Origin of the sequence: Gordonia sp. UBA7599 (genome assembly GCA_002477755.1) — a bacterium.
In the GTDB taxonomy this organism is placed as follows: Bacteria; Actinomycetota; Actinomycetes; order Mycobacteriales; family Mycobacteriaceae; genus Gordonia.
In genome coordinates, this window is record DLKD01000091.1 from 30,475 (window position 1) to 36,474 (window position 6,000).

Annotated in this window: 7 protein-coding genes; 3 read left to right on the forward strand and 4 right to left on the reverse strand. The window is 67.4% G+C overall.

All coding sequences use genetic code 11. The annotated features are described in order from the left end of the window. Positions 1–108: 108 nt before the first annotated feature. From B4L26_RS10705 to B4L26_RS10715, 3 genes are read right to left on the reverse strand one after another with little or no spacing between them, the layout of a single operon-like run. On the reverse strand, positions 109–1,020 hold the full coding sequence (locus tag B4L26_RS10705; RefSeq protein ID WP_290718832.1) for a tetratricopeptide repeat protein: 912 nt from the start codon (positions 1,018–1,020) through the stop codon (positions 109–111). Between the two features lie 53 nt (positions 1,021–1,073). Next, positions 1,074–1,460 carry a DUF3817 domain-containing protein gene (locus B4L26_RS10710; RefSeq protein WP_290718818.1) on the reverse strand — a complete coding sequence of 129 codons (387 nt, stop codon included), beginning with the start codon at positions 1,458–1,460 and terminating at the stop codon, positions 1,074–1,076. Positions 1,461–1,472: 12 nt separating this feature from the next. Next, on the reverse strand, positions 1,473–2,675 hold the full coding sequence (locus tag B4L26_RS10715) for an acetyl-CoA C-acetyltransferase (protein ID WP_290718820.1): 1,203 nt from the start codon (positions 2,673–2,675) through the stop codon (positions 1,473–1,475). Between the two features lie 75 nt (positions 2,676–2,750). Between B4L26_RS10715 and mce the strand changes: the two genes are divergently transcribed. Together mce and B4L26_RS10725 are read left to right on the forward strand one after the other, a co-directional pair. Further along, the gene (gene mce, locus B4L26_RS10720; RefSeq protein ID WP_290718822.1) at positions 2,751–3,206 is read left to right on the forward strand and encodes a methylmalonyl-CoA epimerase; all 456 of its coding nucleotides are present in this window, start codon (positions 2,751–2,753) and stop codon (positions 3,204–3,206) included. Positions 3,207–3,215: 9 nt separating this feature from the next. Further along, positions 3,216–4,349, forward strand: coding sequence for a hypothetical protein (locus B4L26_RS10725; protein ID WP_290718824.1), 1,134 nt, complete (start codon positions 3,216–3,218; stop codon positions 4,347–4,349). Positions 4,350–4,368: 19 nt separating this feature from the next. On the opposite strand, the gene nucS is transcribed toward B4L26_RS10725, so the two are convergent. Then, entirely contained in the window at positions 4,369–5,052 is a 684-nt protein-coding gene (gene nucS / locus B4L26_RS10730; protein ID WP_290718826.1) for an endonuclease NucS, read from the reverse strand. An 18-nt stretch (positions 5,053–5,070) separates the two neighbouring features. Here nucS and B4L26_RS10735 point away from each other — a divergent pair, with 18 nt between their 5' ends. Continuing rightward, positions 5,071–5,913, forward strand: coding sequence for a universal stress protein (locus B4L26_RS10735; RefSeq protein WP_290718828.1), 843 nt, complete (start codon positions 5,071–5,073; stop codon positions 5,911–5,913). Positions 5,914–6,000: the final 87 nt, after the last annotated feature.

Genomic DNA, 6,000 nt, shown 5'->3' on the forward strand with positions numbered 1-6,000 from the left:
TCACCAATGGGCCCAATCGGCGCCCTGCGATGACCACCCGGCGGGATTCTGGGCCCACTCGGCGGGATTCTGGGCCCACTCGGCGACCGACGACGACCCACTCGACGGTCAGAAGAGGGCGGTGGCCAACTTGCGACGGGCGGCCAGGACGACCGGCTCGTTCGGCTCGTACAGCTCGAACAACTCGAGTAGTCGAGCCCGTGCGCGCGCCCGGTCGTCGTCGGAGGTCACTCGGACCAGTTCGACGATCCGGTTGAATGCGGCCTCGGGCTGCTGATTGAGCAACTCCACGTCTGCGGCCGCCAGCTGTGCGTCGACATCACCGGCAGCTGCGCTCTGCGAAATCGACCCGGGATGCTTGGACGCCCGCGAGACGAACGTCAGGTTGCGCACCAACGACGCGGCTTCGACGTTGTTCGGCTCGGCCTCGGCGATGAGCCGATAGTCGGCGAGCGCACCGTCGATGTCACCGGCGTTGAGCTTGTCCTCGGCGGCCACCATGCGGGGATCCTCGGGTTCCTCGACGGGCGCAGGCGCGTCGCCGAGGTCCGGGTAAGCCCCGCCCACCTGCGCGAAGATCTCGTCGAGCCAGGCCTGGATCTCCGCACGGGGCTTCACCCCGGCAAACACCGAGACCGGCTGGCCGTGGGCCAGTGCGACGACCATCGGAATGGATTGTGCGCGGAACGCCTGGGCGATTCGCGGATTGGCGTCGACGTCGACCTTGGCCAACACCCAGCGCCCACCAGCGTCGGCAGCCATCGACTCCAACACCGGCGACAACTGCTTACAGGGCTCGCACCAGGTGGCCCACAGATCGACGACGACGAGCTGGCGCGTCGACCGATCGATGACCTCGGCCTCGAACGTCACCTCGGTGACGTCGATGACAGGACCGTCGGACACCGGTGCGTCCGACGCCGGGCCCGCCGGACCCGCGGTGCGGGGCGGTGCAGCCTGCGCGGCGCGGTTCGCCTCGGCACGCTCCTTCAGGACCGAGAGGTCGACGGCCCCCGACATGGCGGCGGCGGCCTGTTGCTGCGCAGCGGCCCGCTGACGATTAGTTGGTCTGCTCACACGTCTATTTTGTCATGGCCGTCAGCAGCGGCGGTCTCGCCGACCACCGGTACACCGGCGGCCTCCGACAGCTCCGCTAGATGACCGGCACGGCGCGCCCACCACTCGAAGACGAGGGTGCCGAATGGCGGGATCGACGACACCAGCGCCAGACCCAGCGTGAGGAGGTTCCACTTGAGCGCATACGCCGTGAGGAACGAGACGGCGACGAACGCCAGGAAGACGACGCCGTGCACCATGCCGGGGATCCGGACCGCAGCCTCGTGGCCCTGCACCCATTTGAAGTACATCGCAATAAGCAGGGCCGCCCAAGTGATTGCCTCGGCCACCGCGACGAACCGAAAGCGCTTGGCGGGCGTCGACAAATCGAAGAAGGAACTCATCGTGGGCGTACCTCAGGCCTTCGGAACCGAGACGATGAGCGCGTCGCCCTGCCCGCCCGCGCCGCACAGCGCCGCCGCGCCGATGCCGCCGCCACGACGCTTGAGCTCGAGCGCCAGATGCAGGACGATGCGGGCGCCCGAGGTCCCGATCGGGTGGCCGAGCGCGATCGCGCCGCCATTGACGTTGACCTTGTCCGCGTCGATCCCCAGGGACCGCGTCGAGGCGAGGCCGACGGCCGCGAACGCCTCGTTGATCTCGACCACGTCGAGGTCGGTAGGTGCGATCCCGGCCCGTGCACACGCCTTCGCGATGGCATTCGCCGGCTGCTCCTGCAGGGTCGAGTCCGGTCCGGCGACGACGCCGTGCGGCCCGATCTCGGCGAGCCAATCCAGACCGAGCTCTTCCGCCTTGGCCTTGCTCATGACGACGACGGCACATGCGCCGTCGGAGATCTGCGACGCATTGCCAGCGGTGATCGTCCCGTCCTTGCGGAACGCGGGCCGCAACTTCCCGAGGCTCTCGGCCGTCGTGTCCGCACGCACGCCCTCGTCGACGACGAACTCGATCGGGTCGCCCTTGCGCTGCGGGATCGGCACCCCGACGATCTCGTCGTCGAAAACTCCGTTCTCCGCGGCCGCCGCGGCGAGGCGGTGGCTTCGGACGGCCACCTCGTCCTGCTGCTCGCGGGTGAACCCGTCGGTGTCGTTGGAGTCTTCGGTGAGCGCGCCCATCGCCTGATCGGTGAACGCGTCGTGCAACCCGTCGAAGGCCATGTGGTCGACCAGCTCGGTCGGCCCGTACTTGAACCCGCTACGGCTGCCCGGCAGAAGATGCGGCGCCTGCGTCATCGACTCCTGGCCGCCGGCCACCACACACTCGAACTCGCCAGCCCGGATCAACTGGTCGGCCAGGGCGATCGCGTCGATGCCCGACAGACACATCTTGTTGATGGTCAAAGCCGGCACATCCCACCCGATACCGGCCTTGACCGACGTCTGACGCGCGGGCATCTGGCCGGCACCGGCGGTCAGCACCTGGCCCATGATCACGTAGTCCACGGCCGAGGCCGGCACGCCTGAACGCTCCAACGCACCTTTGATCGCGATGGCGCCCAAGTCGACGGCGCTGAAGTCCTTCAGTGCCCCGAGTAGGCGGCCGAACGGAGTGCGCGCTCCGGCGACGATGACAGATGGGTTCGACCCGGACGTGGACATGACGAGACTCCTGTGGGTGGTATTCGTTGGCGACCCAACCTGCGGATCGCTCCATCACAACGGTACCGTTAAACCATGAGCACCTCCCCCACCGCCCTCATCAGCGACCTCGTCGTCGGCGTCGACCACGTCGGAATCGCGGTGCCCGATCTCGATGCCGCGAAAGCCTGGTACGCCGAGCACCTCGGTTTCACCACGCTGCACGAAGAAGTCAACGACGAACAGGGCGTTCGTGAGGCAATGGTGGGACCGCAGGGCACCGATGGCGCGGTCATCCAGCTCCTCGCCCCATTGAACGAGGAGTCGACGATCGCCAAGTTCATCGACCGCAGCGGGCCCGGCCTGCAGCAACTCGCGGTCCGGGTGACCGACGTCGACGCCGTGATGGCGCGATTGACCGCGGCCGGGGTTCGTGTCCTGTATCCGCAGGCCAAGCGCGGCACCGCCGATTCGCGCATCAACTTCGTCCATCCCCGCGACGCCGGCGGGGTGCTGTTGGAACTCGTCGAGCCCAATCCGGACGCCCACTAGACTTGGCCCATGGCTGATTCCGCCGAACGTCCCCCGAGTTTTCCGCTCGCCCGCCGTGGCTACGATCGCGACGCGGTTGACCAGCAGCTCCGGCGGTTCAATACTGATCTGCACCTCGTTGCCACCGACCGTGACTCCGCTGTCTCACATGCGCGCGAACTGACCACCCACCTCGAGCAGGCGCGCGAGGAGATCGAGCGGCTGCGCCGCGAGGTCGACAAACTGGCAGTGCCGCCGACAACCGCTGCCGGGATGAGCGAGCGCCTCTCCCGAATGCTCCAGCTCGCCTCCGACGAGGCTTCAGAAATCCGCGCCACGGCCCAATCCGAGGCCGATGAGCTGCGTTCCGTCGCCCAACAGGCCGCCAAAACGGCCAAGGAGGAGGCGGCGGCAGCGCATTCTGCGGCCGCCGCAGATATCGACCGTCGCAACGCCGAGCTCGAGAAGGCCAAGAAGGCCGCCGAGACCGAGCGCGAGGAATTGCTCGCCGCGGCCAAGGCCGCCGCCGACAAGACCACCGCCGACGCCAAGGCCGCCGCGGAGAAGACGACGGCCGACGCCAAGACTGCCGCCGACAAACTCACCGCCGAAACCAAAACCGCCGCCGACAAGCTCACCGCCGAAGCCAAGGCCGCCGCGGAGAAGACGACGGCCGACGCCAAGGCCGCCGCCGACAAACTCACCGCCGAAACCAAAACTGCCGCCGACAAGCTCACCGCCGAAGCCAAAGCCGCCGCCGAGAAACTAACCTCCGACGCCGATGCGGCCGCAGCCAAGACCAAGAAGGCCGCAGACGAGGTCGCTGCCACGCGCCTGCAGAAGATCCGCGCCGTGGCGGGACAGACGCGTCAGGCCCACCAGGTGGTCCAGTCGCGCCTGCAGGAGCTGTCGGAGTTCCTGGCCAAGGCGCCCGAGATCTCTGCTGCCGAACTCGACGGTATCGCCGATGCGGCCGACGAGGATGATCGCGCCGCACTCGACGAGGCGCTCAATTCCAACGCGGACGCCCAACCGGCGTCGGCCCGCGGATCAGTCACCCCGACGAGGGAGCAGCCGGTGGGCCAGCCCATCGGACCGAGCACCGCGACGACCGGGCCGATGGCCGTCCGCCGCACCAACCCGGCCCGCCCGCCACAGGCCTGAGCCTGCGATATCCGGACGGCTAGAACAGCCGGAACTCGGTGCTCTCCATGCCCCGCAGCTCGTCATAGTCAAGGATCAGACAACGGATCCCACGATCGGTGGCCAAAGTGCGCGCCTGCGGTTTGATCTGCTGGGCCGCGAATACCCCGCTGACCGGCGCGATGCTGGCATCACGGTTCAACAGCTCCAGATAGCGCGTCAATTGCTCGACGCCGTCGATCTCTCCCCGGCGTTTGATCTCGACGGCCACCGTTGCACCACCGCTGTCACGACAGAGCAGGTCGACGGGACCGATCGCTGTCGGGTACTCGCGGCGCACCAGCGTGTACCCGGCGCCGAGCTTCTCCACGTGTTCGGCGAGGAGTTCCTGGAGGTGGGCCTCCACTCCGTCCTTCACGAGGCCTGGATCGACCCCCAATTCGTGGGAGGAATCGTGCTCGATCTCGGTAATCGTGATCCGCAGCTGTTCGCCGGCCTTGTTAGTGACGACCCAGACCGCCTCGGCCTCATCATCGTCGGACAGCGCTTCCTCGGTGAGCCAGCAGGGCGGGCTCATCCAGTTCAGTGGCTTGTAGGCGCGGTCGTCAGCGTGGACGCTCACCGAGCCATCGGACTTGATCAGGAGCAGCCGCCGCGCCATTGGGAGGTGGGCGGTCAACCGACCCGCATAATCGACCTGACATTCCGCTACGACCAGACGCACAACGGCTAGCTTAGACACATGAGAATCTTCGTCGCGTACTTGGCCAACGACGGCGGGGCGGACGCAGTCTGCCTGGGCGGCCGATTGGCCCGTTCGTTGCGCGCCGAACTCGATATCGGACTCATCGCGCCGGGTGAGCAACGCGATGAGGCGCTGGCAGAAGTCGTGCGTGAACAGGCCGCCGACTGGCTCGACGATGCCCAGGCCCTGGTTCCCGACGTACCATCCGAGGCGCACGTCGCGTTCCACGACTCCATTGCGCCCGGGATCATCACGGAGGCGCAGCGCGTCGGGGCATCAGCGATCGTGGTCGGCGGCTCCGGTGGCGGGATGGTCGGCAGTCACTCGCTGGGAAGTGTTGTCAACGACCTCCTGCGCGCCTCACCGCTGCCCGTCGTCCTTGCACCTCAGGGCTTGCGCAACTCGCCGGTCGACCGGATGACTCAGATCACGTGCGCGTTGGGGACCAGACCCAACGCCGCCGTGCTGCTCGACTTCGCTATCGCTTCGGCGCAGGCAGCCCACGTCCCGCTGCGGCTCATTTCGCTTGTCGCACTGGACCAATTGCCGACCGGCGAGCCAGTGCCCGATGCTCAAGAAAGGGCAATGGCGCACGCCCACCAGGTACTCCATACTGCGCGCGAGCGTCTGCCCAAGGACATCGAAGTCAATATCGCCATCGTGCACGGGCCCACCGTCGAGGACGCCGTGGAACGCCTGGACTGGCATGACGGCGATCTGCTGCTGGTCGGGTCCAGCCGGCTTGCGGCCCCGCAACGGATCTTCCTCGGCTCCACCGCCGCAAAGATGCTGCGCGTCTTGTCGGTGCCCGTTGCCGTCCTTCCGTCGGGGACGGACTAGAAGGGCAAGACCACCGCGCTACAAAAGACAGCAAAGCGCCCCCGGGGAATCCCCGGGGGCGCTTTGTAAATTGTGTTCGGCGGTGTC